At 36.2% G+C, this 17,448-nt stretch carries 18 protein-coding genes; 13 read left to right on the plus strand and 5 right to left on the minus strand.

What is annotated here, in order from left to right; all coding sequences use genetic code 11:
* The 13 genes from AB1630_04390 to AB1630_04450 form a co-directional block, all read left to right on the plus strand.
* The coding region (locus AB1630_04390; protein MEW6103042.1) for a T9SS type A sorting domain-containing protein at positions 1–2,080 on the plus strand (2,080 nt) is incomplete at its 5' end.
* A gap of 230 nt (positions 2,081–2,310) precedes the next feature.
* Entirely contained in the window at positions 2,311–2,493 is a 183-nt protein-coding gene (rpmD, locus tag AB1630_04395) for a 50S ribosomal protein L30 (protein MEW6103043.1), read from the plus strand.
* The gene (gene rplO / locus AB1630_04400) at positions 2,483–2,911 is read left to right on the plus strand and encodes a 50S ribosomal protein L15 (GenBank protein ID MEW6103044.1); all 429 of its coding nucleotides are present in this window, start codon (positions 2,483–2,485) and stop codon (positions 2,909–2,911) included. The genes rpmD and rplO overlap by 11 nt, the downstream gene beginning before the upstream one ends.
* On the plus strand, positions 2,912–5,233 hold the full coding sequence (locus tag AB1630_04405; protein MEW6103045.1) for a GAF domain-containing sensor histidine kinase: 2,322 nt from the start codon (positions 2,912–2,914) through the stop codon (positions 5,231–5,233).
* Positions 5,226–5,855, plus strand: coding sequence for a DUF5678 domain-containing protein (locus AB1630_04410; GenBank protein ID MEW6103046.1), 630 nt, complete (start codon positions 5,226–5,228; stop codon positions 5,853–5,855). Before AB1630_04405 ends, AB1630_04410 begins: the two co-directional genes overlap by 8 nt.
* Positions 5,852–6,274 carry a hypothetical protein gene (locus AB1630_04415; protein MEW6103047.1) on the plus strand — a complete coding sequence of 141 codons (423 nt, stop codon included), beginning with the start codon at positions 5,852–5,854 and terminating at the stop codon, positions 6,272–6,274. Before AB1630_04410 ends, AB1630_04415 begins: the two co-directional genes overlap by 4 nt.
* On the plus strand, positions 6,271–7,584 hold the full coding sequence (gene secY, locus AB1630_04420; protein MEW6103048.1) for a preprotein translocase subunit SecY: 1,314 nt from the start codon (positions 6,271–6,273) through the stop codon (positions 7,582–7,584). The genes AB1630_04415 and secY overlap by 4 nt, the downstream gene beginning before the upstream one ends.
* A 55-nt stretch (positions 7,585–7,639) precedes the next feature.
* Positions 7,640–8,269: an adenylate kinase gene (locus AB1630_04425; protein MEW6103049.1), complete on the plus strand. Its 630-nt coding sequence runs from the start codon at positions 7,640–7,642 to the stop codon at positions 8,267–8,269.
* On the plus strand, positions 8,266–9,003 hold the full coding sequence (gene map / locus AB1630_04430; GenBank protein ID MEW6103050.1) for a type I methionyl aminopeptidase: 738 nt from the start codon (positions 8,266–8,268) through the stop codon (positions 9,001–9,003). The genes AB1630_04425 and map overlap by 4 nt, the downstream gene beginning before the upstream one ends.
* Positions 9,000–9,215: a translation initiation factor IF-1 gene (gene infA, locus AB1630_04435; protein MEW6103051.1), complete on the plus strand. Its 216-nt coding sequence runs from the start codon at positions 9,000–9,002 to the stop codon at positions 9,213–9,215. Before map ends, infA begins: the two co-directional genes overlap by 4 nt.
* A gap of 75 nt (positions 9,216–9,290) precedes the next feature.
* On the plus strand, positions 9,291–9,404 hold the full coding sequence (gene rpmJ / locus AB1630_04440; GenBank protein MEW6103052.1) for a 50S ribosomal protein L36: 114 nt from the start codon (positions 9,291–9,293) through the stop codon (positions 9,402–9,404).
* Complete coding sequence (locus tag AB1630_04445; GenBank protein MEW6103053.1) at positions 9,404–9,739, plus strand: DUF3307 domain-containing protein; 336 nt, start codon at positions 9,404–9,406, stop codon at positions 9,737–9,739. The genes rpmJ and AB1630_04445 overlap by 1 nt, the downstream gene beginning before the upstream one ends.
* A gap of 1 nt (position 9,740) precedes the next feature.
* Positions 9,741–10,484, plus strand: coding sequence for an RsmE family RNA methyltransferase (locus AB1630_04450; GenBank protein MEW6103054.1), 744 nt, complete (start codon positions 9,741–9,743; stop codon positions 10,482–10,484).
* A 107-nt stretch (positions 10,485–10,591) separates the two neighbouring features.
* On the opposite strand, the gene AB1630_04455 is transcribed toward AB1630_04450, so the two are convergent.
* The 5 genes from AB1630_04455 to AB1630_04475 form a co-directional block, all read right to left on the minus strand.
* Positions 10,592–11,983, minus strand: coding sequence for an ATPase domain-containing protein (locus tag AB1630_04455; GenBank protein ID MEW6103055.1), 1,392 nt, complete (start codon positions 11,981–11,983; stop codon positions 10,592–10,594).
* Complete coding sequence (locus AB1630_04460) at positions 11,967–12,281, minus strand: hypothetical protein (GenBank protein ID MEW6103056.1); 315 nt, start codon at positions 12,279–12,281, stop codon at positions 11,967–11,969. The genes AB1630_04455 and AB1630_04460 overlap by 17 nt, the downstream gene beginning before the upstream one ends.
* On the minus strand, positions 12,274–13,734 hold the full coding sequence (locus AB1630_04465) for a hypothetical protein (protein MEW6103057.1): 1,461 nt from the start codon (positions 13,732–13,734) through the stop codon (positions 12,274–12,276). Before AB1630_04465 ends, AB1630_04460 begins: the two co-directional genes overlap by 8 nt.
* Before the next feature lie 186 nt (positions 13,735–13,920).
* Entirely contained in the window at positions 13,921–16,362 is a 2,442-nt protein-coding gene (gene polA / locus AB1630_04470) for a DNA polymerase I (protein ID MEW6103058.1), read from the minus strand.
* On the minus strand, positions 16,359–17,448 hold a 1,090-nt coding region (locus tag AB1630_04475), incomplete at its 5' end, for a peptidoglycan DD-metalloendopeptidase family protein (GenBank protein ID MEW6103059.1). The genes AB1630_04475 and polA, both read right to left, overlap by 4 nt.

A 17,448-nucleotide genomic window follows, 5' to 3' on the forward strand; every position in this document is an offset into this window, starting at 1 on the left:
GGCTCAGGTTTATCTTTTGTTTAATCCAGGTGTATTAGAGGTTAGAAATATTACCCCTGGCTCTTTCCCTCCCTCGGCAATGAATACCTATAACACAAATACATCAGGTTGTATCTATTGCTTTGCTGGATTATTCACTGGATCAGCTTCTGGCTCTGGTATTTTATTCTCAGCTCGCTTTAAAGGAAAAGAGGCAGGAACATCAAGCTTAAAATTTGGGAATAATACGGTTCTGGCAAATGCAATGAGCCAATCTATTCCCTTTAATAAGGATGAAGGTTTATTTTATGTTGCAGAATCAATCAGGGTTTATCCTGAGAATAAAAGCATTAAAGCAGGAGAAACACAACCTTATTCTTGTTTTGCCCAATGTGGAGCATCAAATGTAGATGTTACCGGCTCAACCACATTTACCAGCTCAGGTGGAGGCTCATTTACCTTAAATTCCTTTGAGGCACATTATATGGGAACTTACACAATAACAGGAGAATTTTTAGGGTTAATTGGAACAACAAGCGTAGTAATAACCCCAGGGACACCAACCAATCTTATTTATGTCTCAGGAAATAACCAAACCCAAAATTGCACTGAGACATTAGCAGACCCATTTGTTTGTAAGGTAGAAGATTTCTATCACAACCCTTGCCTTGATGTCTTAATAGATTGGGAAATTACAGAAAATCCCTTTGGTGCAACTGGATTTAGCCTATCAGCCACACAAACCCTAACAAACCTACAGGGAACATCAGCAACCTACCTTACCTTAGGAACAGAACCACCAGGAACATATACAATTGAAGCAAGAAATCCTAGCCTTTCTGGCTCACCAATTATCTTTAAGGCATATTCCTTAAGAAGATTTGGCTCAATCTCTGGTTTATGCCTCATTGATAGAGGAACAGAGGCACAAAGACAGGCAGGAATATTAGTAAGATTGGTTGAAACCGGAGAAACAAAGACAACAAATGCTAATTCAGAATTTATCTTTAGCAATATTCCGGTAGGAACCTATACCCTAGCCTTTACCTATCCAGGGGCAACACCCGCTACTAAGACCGATTGTTTAATAACCAAGATCCAATTCAATGATGCCACTGAGATTGGAACAATTACCTTAATTGCCGGAGACCCAAATGGAGATGGCCAGATAAATATTCTGGATTGGCCACCCCTGGCAGATTCCCTTGGCTCAAGTATTGGCTCAGAAACTTACAATCCAAATTGTGATTTTAACCAGGATGGTGTAATTGACATCTGGGACTTTATGATCTTCAGAGACAACTTTGGAGAAACACAAACAACAACAGGAAGGGGAATAAGGGCAATTAAAGCAAAATCATCGGGAAATATAGCCTTAAGGTTTGAACCAATCTTAATTGAGAATGCAAAGCCAGGGGATGTTATTACCCTAAATATTCTTATCTCTGAGGCAAAGGATAGCCTTTGTGGAGAGATTCACCTAACCTATGACCAAAACCTTCTTTGTCCAATAGAAGATAAGCTACAACCAGGGAATTGGCCAACCCAAGCTACATCTACCCTAAAGAATAGGGTAAAAGATGGAAAGATAGACTATGCCTTTGGTCTAAGGAAGCCAGAAACAAGCGAGGGAGGGATATTAGCATCCATATCATTCATTGTTAAAGCAGAAGGAAAATCAAACCTCTCCTTTGATTTTGACAATAATGCAAACAGAAACACAATGTTCATTGAAAGAACAGACACAGGAGACCAATTGCCAGATGTAGAAGAAGAACCCATAGAGATAGATGCACCCATTATTCCAAATACTATACTTCTTCCATCATTCCCAAATCCAACAAATAATTCAGCCTGGATTCCATTTAAGCTTGCAGAGGACAACTATGTTTCCCTTTCAATCTACAACATCTTAGGACAAAAGGTAAAAACAATTGATGTAGGCTTTAGAAAGAAAGGACAATACACAAAGGCAAAGGAAGGCTCTGCCATATTCTTTGACCTAAAGAACAACCAAGGAGAAAGGCTATCATCTGGGCTATACTACTACAAGCTTAATGCTGGAAAATTCTCTGACACAAAGGCTATGGTTGTGAAATAATAAAGAAGGCTGTCTCTATCATTATTCTGCTCCAACCTTTATTCTATCTGCCTTGTTTTTTCTTGTGGTATAAAACCTGTTGTTTCATTTATTTTAAAGATAAGAATAGGTCTTGTTGGAGGAAGGTTTTTAGGCTTTATGAGCTATCTACCCTTCGCAATACATTTGTAAGGAATAAAGAAAAGACATAAAACTTGACGAGATTGGGTTTGAAAGAATAAAATATTTTTATGAAGAATTTAAAGATAAAACTTATAAAATCAAGGATAGGAATTCTCCCAAAGCATAGAAAGACATTGGATAGCCTTGGTTTAAGAAAAATGGGAAGGGAGGTTATAAAACCAGATAATCCGCAAATTAAAGGGATGATAAGGAAGGTTTCCTATTGCTTGGAGGTTAAAGATGCTGAATAAATTAAAGAGACCAGAAGGGTCTTATAAAAAAAGAAAGAGGTTGGGAAGGGGAGAGGCATCAGGTCATGGTGGAACATCTACAAAGGGAACAAAGGGTCAGCTTGCAAGAAAAGGGGGGAAACAGCCAGGTTTTGAGGGTGGCCAGACACCCCTTAAAATGAGGCTCCCAAAGAGGGGGTTTTACAATCCATTTAGGAAGGAATATCAGATTGTGAACATACAATCCTTAAGCAGGTTTCCTGAAAATACCGAAATTACAAAGGAATTACTTTATAAAGAAAATCTTATAAAGGATGTAAAGAAGCCTGTAAAGATACTAGCAAGCGGAGAAATAAGCATTCCCCTTACTATAAATGTTGATGCTATATCAAAATCAGCCGCCTCAAAGATAGAAGCCTCTGGCGGAAAGGTTATATAAATGGCACTAGAGGAGAAATTATTAGAGATAGCCAATAGGGTTAATAAGATGATAAATAAAGATGAAGAGGACAAAGCAATCTGCTCAATATTTTTGAAGGATATACATTATGGAAATAGATTCATTTTGAGGGCAAACACAAAGGGTGATTTTGGTCTTGGAACAGCACCTTTTGTGCTCACTAAAGATGATGTAAAAAAATATAAGGAAGGACAATTACAAAATATTGGGCTGACAAAGTGTGCAATATTACAAAAAAAAGCCATTTTTACTGATTCAATTATGAATGATAAAAGATGGAGCCTCCATGGATGCTCAGAAGATTATATTGCCAAAAGGGAAGAGGAGCATTACTGTGAATTTAGCTATAAAGAGCTTGGAGGTTTTATTGTTGCTCCTATACTCTCTTCAAAAGGCAATGAGGTTATAGGTGTTGTCCGAGTAGTCAATAAGAAGGATAGTGTGATTAAGTATAACCAACAGAGCTTGAATGAAATAGAAAATGTTCTTAAAGAAGAATCTCCAATCATTGATTCAATGTCTGCATATAGCTCACTCATTGAGATTGGTGCATTTTTAAGCATAAGAGAGCTCTGTTCGCAGGCAACAATAATAATAAACAATCTACTTGGTGGAAAAGGTTGTTCTATATTCCTTTTGGATGAAGAAAGGTCTGGGCCTTATAAGAAGATATATAGATGCTTTGGAACAACAGGTTTGGCTTATAAGGATGAAAATGGAGAGGTTAGAAAGATAGAAGACCCTTATAATGATGAAAGGGCTACTTATGTATATGAACCAAAGAAGATAGAAGGAATAGAAAAACCACAATTACCTTTAACATTAGGTGTAATTAGGGCCCGGCAGAGTGCTTTTATTGATGATATAGACGACGAGAGAGATATAAGCAAACAATTTTCAGAGGAGTATAAGATAAGCCGTGCCCCAGGTGCAGGAAGGGTCTTTGAATATTGTTTAGGAGATGATAGATATATCCGTACAGGAAGTGTTTTATTTACCCCTCTATTTTATCGGGAGACACACATTCAAAGAATAGACGTGCTTGGTGTAATCAGGATTGGAAGGCCAAAAGGAAGTAATTTTTTCAACCTTCAAGAAAAGCATCTATTTGTCTGGATGGCAGAGGAGCTATCAAGGGCAATAATCAATGCAAAATATGTTGAATTGCTTAATAAATTAGCCACATCAAGGAATATTAGAGACTTATACCTTATGGTAGTTAATGGAGTACCAAAGCTTATCGGCGGGAGGGACTGCGCTATATTGATTAAGAATGGAACAAAGCTTAAAAAGATGGCTGAATGGAAGGAGGGCAAAGAAAGGTTCTATGAAGAACCAGAAGAGGGATATTTTGAATACGACATATCAGATGAAACCCCCTCTAAATTGGGTTATACAGGCTATGTCGCATACTACAAAAAACCCTTAATGTTTAATAATCCTGAAGAACTAAATAGTATAAGCCCAAAGCCAGAACATAATCCAAAGAGTGGGCCTTCTCCAGAAAGATTCCTTGGTGTTCCTATTTTAAAGAAAGAAGAAGTCTTCGGCGTTATAAGGATATGCAAGGATGAAGATGAGACAGCCTTTGTAAAGAATGACCAGTTTATTCTTTCCCAATTGGCAGAGAGGCTTATATCTGAAATAAAGAGGCTTCAAGGTATAGAAGAGATGCAGATGTTAATATCTGCAGTTGACCATGAGATTACCCCCTATCTTAACCCACTCTTTAAAGACATAGAAAATAAAAGGACAGAAGATGCCTTAGGAATAACAAGAAAGATAGACTCAATCATTAAACGGCTCCATGATTACCGCACAGGTATAGAAGAAATTAAAAAAACATCCTGCAAAATAACAGAATTAATAGAAGATGCTTTAAAGATTTACAAGAATGATATGGAAGAAAAAGGGATAAAATATTATATTAAAAAGCCAGAGCCAGAAAAGGATGTCTACATTGACAAAGAAAAAATAGGGATAGTCATAAGAAACCTAATCTCAAATTCTGTTGAGGCAATAAATGGTAATGGTAAAATAGATATTACACTAAACCAAAGCAATGGTAACCTTATTGTAACCTTTAAGGATAATGGCTGTGGAATGAGGGAGGATGTTAAAAATGACCTTTTAAGAAAATTTGGCTCATCAAAGCCAGGGAAGATGGGTATAGGGCTATATCTTAGCAATCGTATTATTAAGGCACATCAAGGAATGCTCTCATTTGAGAGCGAATATGGAAAAGGGGCAAGCTTTACTATAGAGTTGCCTTATAAAGAAAGGGAGGAAAAAGATGTCTGATAGAGAAGATTTAATCGCTATTATAGAGGATGTTCCTGAGGCCTGTAATAGGCTTAAAGAAGATATAGAGGCAAGATTTGGGATGGGTGTAATTACAGCAGGGACTGCCAGTGAAGGGCTTGAGATGGTTGAGAAAAACTTAAAGAGACTGAGGCTTGTTATATTAGATTTGGGTCTGCCTGAAAGAAAGGATAATCTAAAAGACCATAATCAGGGAATCAGGGTCTTGGGAGAAATTAAAAGAATTGCTCCATACCTTCAAGTAATTATAGTCACAGGAACAAAAAAAGAGGTAGAATGGGTGGTTAGGGCTATGAGGGGTGGTGCTTTTGATTATTTAGTGAAAGAGGCTGAGTTATTTGATAGATTAGGGAAGGATATTGAGGAGATTATTGAAGAACCAGGCACCCCTGATGTAAGTGAAGAATTTGCTTACATATCAGAAAATATGCCAGAGATTCAAGAAAAATATGGTGGTAAATGGATTGCTGTGCTTGATAAAGGGGTGGTTGCATTTGGAGAAGATGCAGATTTAGTCTATGAAGAGGCAAAAGGGAAATACCCTAATAGAACACCGCTTTTGGATTTAGTTCCAAAAGAAAAAGGGGAATTACTAATATGAAATGTGGAGGTTTTGAATGGTCAGCAATAAATGGGGTTAAATTTCCAAGGGCAGTAATATACATTAACAGCAGGATACGGAATGAATGGATTCCCATCATTGTTCATATAGACTCTGGGGCTGATATTACTATAATCAATAGAAGTTTAGGAAATGCGATAGTCAGTAATGTTGAAAGTGGCAGAAAAGTATCCATTGGGGGTGTTGGAGGGGGAAGCATTATTACATATCGTCACAAGATTAGCTTAAAAATTGGAGAATGTCCTATAGATTCCGAGATTGCTATCTGTGAGGCAGACCCCCTTAAAAGGTGTCTATTAGGGTTTGACCTTATTCAGAAATTTAAGGGGGTTTATTTTGATGGTGACCATAAAAGGACCTGCTTTTCTGTTGATAATATAGGAGGAAGGATAGTATGAATCCATTAGAAGGCATTGCCAAGCCATTTAAGATATATGAGCTAAGGAAGAGAATTCTCTTTACCCTTGGCTTGCTTGCGGTTTATAGGATTGGCTCATTCATTCCAACCCCTGGTGTAAATGCCTCTGCATTCCAGGCATACTTTCAAGGCTTAAAAGGGAGTATGGCAGGCCTTGCAAATCTCTTTACAGGTGGAGCATTAGAGAGGTTTTCCATATTTGCATTAGGGATTATGCCATATATTTCAGCATCAATTATTATGTCCTTGATGGCACACCTTGTTTCATCTTTAGAGAAGATACAAAAGGAGGGAGAGGAGGGAAGGAGGAAGATAAACCAATACACAAGATACCTTACGGTTCTTATTGCCCTTATTCAAGGCTCTGGAATAAGCATATGGCTTGAAAGCACCCAATACTATGTTCCCATTGTCCCAGCACCTGGCATTGCCTTTAAGCTTATGACCATTCTTGTTATGACAACGGGTGCCCTTTTTATTATGTGGCTTGGCGAGCAGATAACCGAAAGGGGAATAGGAAATGGCTCATCCATCCTTATCTTTGCCAATATTGTTGCTAATGTTCCACAGGGTCTTGCCCTTACAATGCAGGGGATTTTTAGTGGAGAGATGAATATACCTGTTGGGGTTATCCTTGTTTTCATTGTTGGATGTATTGTTGCAGGTGTGGTTATTATGATTCAAGGTCATAGAAAGGTATCTGTCCAATATGCAAAGAGGATGATTGGAAGAAAAATGTATGGAGGTCAAAGCTCATACCTTCCGATGCAGATAAATATGGCAGGCGTTATTCCCATAATATTTGCCTCATCAATCCTTACATTTCCAGCAACCATAGGTGCATTCCTTGGAAGGGGTGGTTTTTTTGACTGGCTTCTTTATATTCCAACATGGATAAGGGAAGGGGTTTCAAACCTTCTTTATGTTGCTCTTACCATATTCTTTACATACTTTTATATCTCCATTATCTTTAATCCAAATGAGGTGGCTGATAACTTAAGAAAATCCGGAGGATTTGTTCCAGGGATTAGACCAGGAAGACAGACATCAGACTATCTCCATACAATCCTTAACAGGGTAACCTTTGTTGGTGCTGTATTTCTTGGCATTATTGCCATACTTCCAACCATTGCTTTGTCATTCCTCCATGCACCATTTTATTTTGGCGGGACAACCATCTTAATTGTGGTTGGTGTCTGCCTTGATACCTTGCGTCAGGTTGAATCCTATCTTATGATGCATCATTATGAGGGATTCCTTAAGAAGGCAAGGATAAGGGGGAGGTTTTAATAAAATGCAAAATTCAAAATGCAAAACGCAAAACTTGTGGTAAGGATTTAATAAAATGAGAATAATTTTATTTGGGCCACCTGGGGCGGGAAAGGGAACAGCGGCAAAAAGGCTTGTTGAGAGATTTAAAATCCCACAAATATCAACAGGTGATATATTAAGGGATGCTGTATCAACTAAAACAAAAATGGGTCTTGTTGCAGAGGACTATATGGAAAAAGGAGAGCTTGTTCCAGATGATATAATTATTGGGATAATTCAGGAAAGGATAAAAAACAAGGATTGCGAAAATGGCTTTATTCTTGATGGATTTCCAAGAACAATAAACCAGGCAGAGAAATTAGAAGATATGGGAATAAAGATAGATGAGGTAATTAAATTGGATGTAGATTCTGAAACAATTATTAAAAGGAATACAGGAAGGAGGATATGTAAGGATTGTGGTGCAATATATCATTTGAAAAATTGTCCTCCAAAGGAAGATGGAATATGCGACAAGTGCCAAGGTGCCCTTTGCCAGAGGGAGGATGATTGCGAGGAACATATAAGGCATAGAATAGATGTCTATCTTAAACAGACAATGCCCCTTGTGGATTTCTATGAAAAAATGGGTATTTTAGTATCTGTGGATGGCTCTGGAAGCGAAAGCGAGGTCTTTGAGAGGTTGTTAAAGGTTTTAAAATGATAATCCTTAAATCAAAAGAAGAGATAGAAAGAATAAGAATAGCAGGCGAAATAATTAAAAATACATTTTTGAAGCTTTTAGATATGATAAAGCCAGGGGTTACAACGCTCTATTTGAATAATATAGCCCATAATTTGATAGTAAAGGAGGGTGGAAAACCTGCATTCCTTGGTTATCGTGGATTCCCTTGCTCTATATGCACATCCATAAATGAGGAGGTAATTCACGGCATACCTAGTAAAAGAAGCCTTAAAAATGGTGACCTATTAAAGGTAGACATTGGTGTATTTTATAAAGGCTATTGTGCAGATGCGGCAAGGACATATGGTATTGGAGATATATCCCCTTTATGTTATAAGTTAAAAGATGTAGCAATTGAAGCATTTAAAAAGGCTCTTCCTCATTGTAAAAGACAAGCAGGAATAAAGGATATATCATCTGCAATCCAGAATTATGTTGAGGGCTTTGGCTTTTCTGTTGTTCGGGATTTTGGAGGACATGGAATTGGAAAGGAGCTACACGAAGAGCCAGAGGTTTTAAACTATGTATCAAAGGAAGATGTTCCTCTTAAAGAGGGGATGGTGTTTTGTATAGAGCCAATGGTAAATGAGGGAAAAAGCGATGTTTTTATACATTCTAATAAATGGACAGTAATAACAAAGGATAGAAAGCTATCAAGCCATTTTGAGGAGACGGTTGCCATTACAAATAATGGTGCCCTTATATTGACATGAAAAAAGAGGAGAAGGTAATTGTAAAGGGAAAGGTTTTGGAGGTTCTTCCAAATGCAATGTTTAGGGTCAAGGTCTCTGAAAAGCATATTGTTTTAGCGCATGTCTCTGGAAAAATGAGGATGCATTACATAAAAATTCTTCCAGGTGATGAGGTTAATGTTGAAATCTCTCCTTATGACATTACAAGGGGGAGGGTGATATATAGAGAATAAACATTGCAAATTGTAAATTGCAAATTTTAAATTTTAAATTTAAGACAGTGATAAAAATTTAAAATTTATATACAAATGAAAGTAGGTAGTTCGGTAAAAAAAATCTGCGAAAAGTGCAAGATTATAAAGAGAAAAGGAAGGGTAAGGGTGATTTGCCCAAATCCAAAGCATAAACAAAGACAGGGTTAATGGCTGACCTTTTCTTACGGGCATTCCTTGCTCACATTGTCTCTGATGTTTTGCTTCAGCCTGATATTCTTTCAAAAAAGAAGAGAGACGCAGGGAAATGGCTTATTGCCCATGGAATTATTACCCTTATAGCCTTACTTTTCTTTGGTTGGGCTGTATCCCCTTATTTAAAATGGGCTTTGTTTTCCATTCTTACATCCATTTCCCATTATTTTGTTGATTTCTTTAGGATTAAAAGGGGTAAGAAAAGCATACTAATAAGCATATTAGACCAGGCTTTGCATTTTGCTTTTATGGGCTTATTTCTCTTTATCTTCTTTAGGCTTGTTCCTTAAATTGGAACATAGATTTTTTATAGAAGAACCAAAGGATATTACAATTATCAAGGAAAAAGAAACCCTCAAGCACATCAAGGTTTTAAGGCTTAAAGAAAAAGATAAGATTATAATTCTTGATGGAAAATGTGGAAGGTTTAAAGGAGAAATAGAGAAAATAGGGAAGGAAGAATGTATTGTCAAAATTACAAAAAAGGAAAAGTTAAAGCCACCTCCAATTGAGATTACCCTTATCCAGGGCATTCCAAAACATCCGAAGATGGACTTAATAGTTGAAATGCTTGGAGGATTCTCTATAAAAAGGATAATTCCTTTAATCGCAAAGAGGTCTATTCCAAAGAAGGAAAATATTGAGAGGTTAAGGAATATTGCAAAATCATCATTCCTTACATCTGGCTCTTACTTGCTTTGCTCTATTTCAAATTGCCTTTCGCTTGATAGGGCAATAGAGGAAATAAAAGGGGATGATTTAATAATTGTTCCCTGGGAGGAGGAGAAAAAGACCCATTTTAAGCCTGTCCTTGCTTCTCATAAATCTTCAAAGAAAATCTCTGTTTTTATAGGGCCTGAGGGTGGATTTGATAAAGAAGAAATTGAATCTATTCAAAAAATAGGTGGAATCTCTGTATCATTAGGCGATGCAATCATAAAAACAGAGTATGCAGGTTTTTTTGTTATATCATCAATTCTATATGAATTTAGCCCTTATAATTTGAAATATGGTATAAGGGGAAGTGGGAAGTAGGAAGTGGGAAGTAGGAAGTAAATGTTTCTTATTAAACCTTTTGTAAGACGGTATCCGCCGTATAAACGGACACGAATTTTCTACTTAAAAAACCTAAAGTAGTTACCTTAAATCTTAATTCCAGAATCTGTTATCTCATATTCAAAGATTCCCTTGTCGTGGTCTAGGCTTCTTGTTTTAAGGACAGATATTGTCTTTTTCATTTTATCCTCCTCTTTTTTATAATCTAAAATAAAGATGTTATCAATAACAACAGAAAGCCTTGATGCTGTAATTGAGGAATCCTCTTTTTCTATCTCAGAGGTGAATAGACAGGTTATCCCCTGGCGGCCTAAATGGGTTATCATAGAGAATAGGTAATTCTTAAGATGGGTTGGGTCAGCTATTGTAATGGATATATCAGAAATTGAATCAATAACAATTATCTCTGGCTCCTCTTTCTCAACAAGGGAAAGGAGCTCCTTGTGGAATGCATCAATAGAAAGCTCAATGGGCGAGTAATATAAAATAGACATCTTTTTTTCTGAAATTAGCTTCTCAAGGTCTATGCCAGAGGATTTTGCTGTTCTAACAAGCTTTTGGGGAACCTCCTCAAATGAAATGAATAAACCCTTCTTTCCCTTTTTTGCTCCCTCATTGAGGAAGTGTAAAGAAAGGATTGTCTTTCCAACACCAGATGGACCAACAATCAAACTTGATGAGCCTTCATAAACTCCACCCCCTGTCATTTTATCAAGGCCTTGTGTGCCTGTGCTTATTCTATTCACAGAAAGGGGAAATATATCGCTAATTGACACAGGTTCTGGTTTAAGCCTTGGATACACTGTTATTCCAGAGCTATCTATTGTTAATCTATGCTTTCCAGCAAAGTATTCTACGCCCCTCATTTTTAAAACCTCAATATAATGCCTCCTTAAATAGCCTTTTACATCTGTTGAGATTAAAATAATACTATCTGCAATAGCAAAAACAGATTCCTTTGTTATTTCATCGGGGCTATACTCTCCAACAAAAAATGAAGTGCATTGGGAGAGGATAAGCTCTGACGAAAGGTCGTAGATAAACCTCCTTTCATAAGAGGGATTAGAAAATAATCCCGAAATTGCCTTGAATGAATCAATAACAACAATACCTGCCTCAAATTCCTCTATTTTCTGCATAATAAACTTTATAATCCAATCAGGGTCGTCCTTGTGAAGAACCTTACTCATATCTACTATCTTGATAGAAGAATTAAATTTTTTACTTTCAAAGAATGTAAATTGTTGAAGATACCTTAATAGCTTTATGGGTGGCTCAGAGACGGTTGAAAAAAGGATGCCTTTATTATCTTCATTGCAATTGGTAAAAAGAATTTGGGAGCTTGTAATTGTCTTTCCTCCACCTGGTTGACCTGCTATTAGATTCAATGAATATCTCGGTATCCCTCCCTTTAAAATAACATCATCAAACCCTGCAATTCCTGTTTTTATAAGTTTTAAATCAACGCTGTTCTTCATTTAAAACCTCCTTTATCAAATCATCCATCTCATTTGTAACAATGTTTCCTGTCATCTCCTCTAAAAATTTATAAAAATCAATGACAATTAAGTTCATTCCCTCTTTTATATTATCTCCATCTAAAGATAAAATGTCAAAGCCATTTTCTGAAAGGCTAATCTTTGAAAGATAGGGGTATTGAACCTCTCTTTTTTTTATAATCCTTCTAAAGATTCCTTCCATTGTTATTGCTCCAAGAAATGGCAATGTCTTTTTCCATATATTTCTTAAAAGCTCATTGTATTTCTCTTTATCCATTTGCAATAACAACCCTATCCTTATGCTTAAATGCAGATGCCAAAGCAGAATTCGCACTCCTTAAAAACTCAATATGGGATGTTTCAGATGAGGGATAGGATGAAATACCAATAACAGGAAAATACCCTGTCTTTGCCTCAATTTCTCTCTTTATCCTATCTACCAAAATCATAATCTTATTTCTTCCTGTTCTTAATGCCAAGATATAAAACCTTCCATCGTTATATGAAACTATATCATCAGCACGCGTCTGTGAATTTATAATAAGCCCTATCTTTTGAATCTCAGAAAGATTAGAAGGAAGCTCAAGCTTTATAATTATTAAGGAAAGTGGCCTTAAAATCCTCATACTCCTTGCAAATTCCTCCTTAAGCTTATTTTCAAAAAATGAATAGGCAAATAGGGCTGTTTCATTATCTGTTATACTTAATCTATTTATCTCCTCATAAAATCTATCGTTCTTAAGATGCAAAGAAACAACATTAGAAATAAGCTCAAGAAAAATCTTCTCTTTATCAGAAAACCTTCTTTTTGCATAAGAGCCACAAAGGATAAGCCCCTCCCGAGAATCAGGAAGACCAAGGCAAACAGAAATGGCAGACAGGAGCTTAATCTCTTTAAAAAAGCTATAATTTGACTCATCCTTCATATATACATCATTGATAATTATTGTCTTTCCCTCCTTTACAGCCCCTCCAACAAAACCCTCTCCAATCTTAAATTGTGGTATAGAAACAAGGGATTTTCCAGAGCTTGCTACAGGCTCTAGCCTTCCTGTCTCTGGATTTAAGAGGAATATAATGTTTATGTCTGTCTTTAAAAAGCCCATAATCTCTTGAATGATGTAATCAAGCCTTTTTTTAAAGGGAAGCTCCTCGTCCATTTTCAATGAGATGCTACAAAGCTCCTGGAGCCTCTTTGATTCCATATTTAATTCATACATTGTTGATTGAAGCTGAGGCTGTAAAATCTTTGCCTGCTGCCTTTCATCCTCAAGGGCTTCTTCGCAAAGCATTGTCTCAGAGACAAGAACAGAACCCATTCCAGCCATAACAACAAATAGGGGAATTCTTATTAAAAGATAAGGAAAAAGGCTTATATCTTTTGAAATAAAAAAGACAAGGAGGTATATAAAGGAGATTACAAAGCCTAATATAATAGCACCCTTTGTTCGGTAATAGCAGGCAGCAAATATAAGGATAAGAAAATAAAAAAGGTAAAACGGGCTTTTTATTCCACCTGTTGAGGCAATAAGGGATGATACAAAAAATATATCAAGCATACTTTCAAGATAGCAAATCCTAAATGTCGTTATTTTCTTATAAAGGAAATTGGCAATAAGGTTATAAAATGTAATAATTAAAAGGGGAATAAATATTTCTGGTTTTGTTGCATTCTCTTTTGCAATAAGGACAACACTTAATATGGCAAGGGCAATTATTAACCATCTCACCTTCCAAGCGACAGGAAAGACCCTCTTGCTTAAGTCCATATCAAAATAATAACATATTTAAAGGCTGATGTCAATCCGCAATTATACCAAAAATCAATTGGATTTCAAGTGTTTTGTGTTAAATCTTTAAAACAAATCCTAAACAAATTCACTTTTGACTTTTGCATTTTGACTTTTGACTTTTTTTTATATCTCTCCCCAATTTTTGCCAATTGATATATTTACCTCTATTGGAACATCAAATTTTCTAGCGTTTTTCATAGATTCTATAACAATAGGCGCTATCTGTGATGCTTTTTCCTCTGGAATTTCGAACAAAAGCTCATCATGAACCTGAAGGAGGAGTTTACAATTAGATGGAAGTTTTTTACAAACATCAATCATTGCCTTTTTTATAAGGTCTGCACAGGTTCCTTGAATTGGCATATTTATTGCAGCACGCTCTGCAAACTCACGAATTGCCTTGTTTTTACTAAGTATCTCTGGGATATACCTCTTTCTTTTCCATAGGGTTTCAACATATCCAAGCTCCCTTGCCTTTTGTATTGTTTCCTGGATATACATTAGAACCCCTGGATGGAGGGCAAAATATCTATCAATCATTTCCTGTGCATTGCCTGCTGATATCCCAAGCTCCTTTGAAAGACCATAGCTACTCATTCCATAGACTATTCCAAAGTTTATAGTTTTTGCCTGGCGTCTCATATCTTCTGTTATATTTGATGTGCCATAAATCTCTGATGCTGTATTTGAATGAATGTCCTCACCAGCAATGAAGGAAGAAATGAGGGCTTTATCTTGTGAAATATGTGCAAGGATTCTAAGCTCAATCTGGGAATAATCTGCCTTTAGGAATACACATCCATCTTTTGGTATAAATGCCCTCCTTATCTTTTTGCCAAGATCTGTCCTTATTGGGATATTTTGGAGATTTGGATTGCTTGATGAAAGCCTTCCTGTCTGTGTTATTGTTTGATTAAACGAGGTATGAATTCTTCCATCGTTTCCAATAAGGGGAATAATGCCATCCGTATAGGTTGATTTAAGCTTTGCAATCTCTCTATAATCCAATAAGAGCTTTGGCAGGGGGTGTAGCTTTGATAAGGAAAAGAGAACCTCCTCATCTGTTGATGGGCCTGTTTTTCCCCTCTTTATTATAGGAAGATTTAGCTTTTCAAATAGAATAAAAGAGAGTTGCTTTGGTGAGTTTATATTAAATTCACCTACAAAGCTATATATCTTTTCACTCAAAAGAGAAATTTGGCTATCAAGCTCTTTTCCAAATTCTACAAGGTATTTTTGAGAAACCATTATCCCATAAGATTCCATCTCGGAAAGAATTTTTACAAGGGGCATCTCCAATTCCTCAAATAACCCAAGAAGCCCATTTTCTTTTAGCTTTTTTTCTAATTCTATCTTTAGTTTAAATATACCCATTGCATCCTGGGTTTCATTGGGAAGATTCCTCATAAATACATCTTCCAGGCTTTGTTTTAAGCCTGGTGTAAGGAGATAAGAGGCAATCATAATATCAAATAACCTTCCCTTAAGCTCTATTCTCCTGCTTTTAAGGAGGATAATAATGGATTTTACATCAAAGCCTATTTTTTCTATATTTTCATCTTCAAATAGGGTTTTTGCTTCATCAAAACCTGCTAAAAATGAATTAAGTCCATCAGAGATAATAAGCTTATCATCTTTAAGAAATAAAGAAATCCCCTTTGTCTTTGAGATTAAAGAAAACGATAAAATCTCCCTTTCCTTTTCCTCCTTTAAAGACATCTCATTTATCAATGTCTTAAATTCAAGATTAGAAAATAAAGAAAGGAGGGAATTTTTGTCCATCTCCTTTATCTTAAGAGAAGGAAGGGAAATATCAAGGGAAATGTCGTCCTTTAGCCTTACAAGAGACTTGCTTAATTCTATTTTCTCCTTTTCTTGTTTAATTACCTCCCTTATCTTTGGATTTTCTATTATCTCCGGGTTTTTTAAGATATTATCCAGACTATGCTTTTTTATTAACTCAATGCCTGTTTTTTCTCCTATTCCCTTTGCTCCGGGGATATTGTCTGAGCTATCTCCTACTATGGATAAAAGCTCGGGAATTTTTTCAGAAGATACCCCAAATTTTTCAAGTGTCTTTTCTTTGTCAAAGATTGTTCTCTCTGTAATGCCCTTCTTTGTAGATATTACCTTTGTCTTTTCATCAATAAGGGAAAGGATGTCCTTGTCTTGGGTAAGAATAAATATCTCATCTACATCGTCTTTAAATCTTTTAACAGATGAGGCAATAAGGTCATCTGCCTCATAGCCATCAATAGATATAGAAAAACATCCAAGGCTTTTTATTATCTCAAAAATTATGGGGATTTGGATTCTCATCTCCTCTGGCATCCTCTCCCTATGTGCTTTATATTTTGGGTATATATTGTGCCTGAATGTTGGTGTTTTTGAATCAAAGCAGATGCATAGATAATCTGGCTTTTCCTCCTTTAAAATTTTAAGGAGCATAATAGTGAACCCATAAATGGCATTTGTTGGCTCTCCCTTTGATGTGGAAAGGGTGGGAATAGCATAAAATGCCCGATATGCCATTGAGTGGCCATCAATGAGATATAATTTGCTCATCTTATCCAATCCAGCGGATCCCTGGCTTCTCCATTTTCTCTTATCTCAAAATGTAAGGTTGGGCTTTCAGCATCCCCAGATTTTCCAACAGAGCCTATTACATCTCCCTTTGCCACCCTTTGTCCTGTGCGGACATTAAAGCTATCAAGGTGGCCATAGAGGCTATAGAGGGAGCCATTATGGTCAATCATAACAAGCCTTCCGTATCCCATAAAATAATCTGCATACACAACCTCGCCATCGGAAACAGCAAAAACAGAAGAGCCTAAAGGAGCTGATATATCTATGCCCTTGTTGAAAATTATTGTTCCTGCTTCTGGATGGGTATATCTTCCAAATTCCCTTGTTATATTCCTGCTTTTTACAGGCCAGATAAGAGAACCAACAGGCTTTCCTGGTCTTTCTCTTCCTGTTGTCTTTCTTTCTGCCTCAAGCCTTTTAATTAGTGCCTCAAGCTTTTTCTGGTCTTGCTTTAGCTTGTTTATCCTTTTTTGCAATTTTTCTTCATTCTTTTTTATCTCTGACAATGCCTTGTTTTGCAAAACAATTTCTTGCTCTTGCTTTTTTATATCAGAAACAGTCTTTTTCTTTTGGTCTTCTGTTTTATTAAGGACTACTTTAAGACCCTCTTTTTTTACAATTTCACCCTTTTTTTCTAATTCTCTTCCCTCTATTGAAATAGAAAGCTCGTCTATTAAAATACCAAACAATCCCTCTTTTTCTCTGTCTTCCCAAAATGGATTTTTTGATGTTTTGTAGTCAAAAAGCCTTCTTACTACAATAGAAAGCCCCTCTTTTTTTGTAGAAATTTGTTTTGTAAGACCTACTATCCTTTCATCTGTAATATCTATCCTCTTTGAAATTTTCTTTATGTCTCCTTCTAAACTTTTAAGGTTTTTCTTCTTTATGTTTTGGCTTTGGGAGAGTTCATTTATTTTACTTTTAGTTCTTTCCTTTTTTTCACTTGTTGCTTTAAGGCTTGCATCTATTTTTTTAATCTCATCCTCAATCTTTAAAAGTTTATCCCTTTCATTCTCAACCCTTCCAAAGGCAATTAGAGGGATTAGTGCTAATATGAAAATTTTC

Source organism: bacterium, assembly GCA_040753555.1.
In the GTDB taxonomy this organism is placed as follows: Bacteria; UBA9089; UBA9088; order UBA9088; family UBA9088; genus JBFLYE01.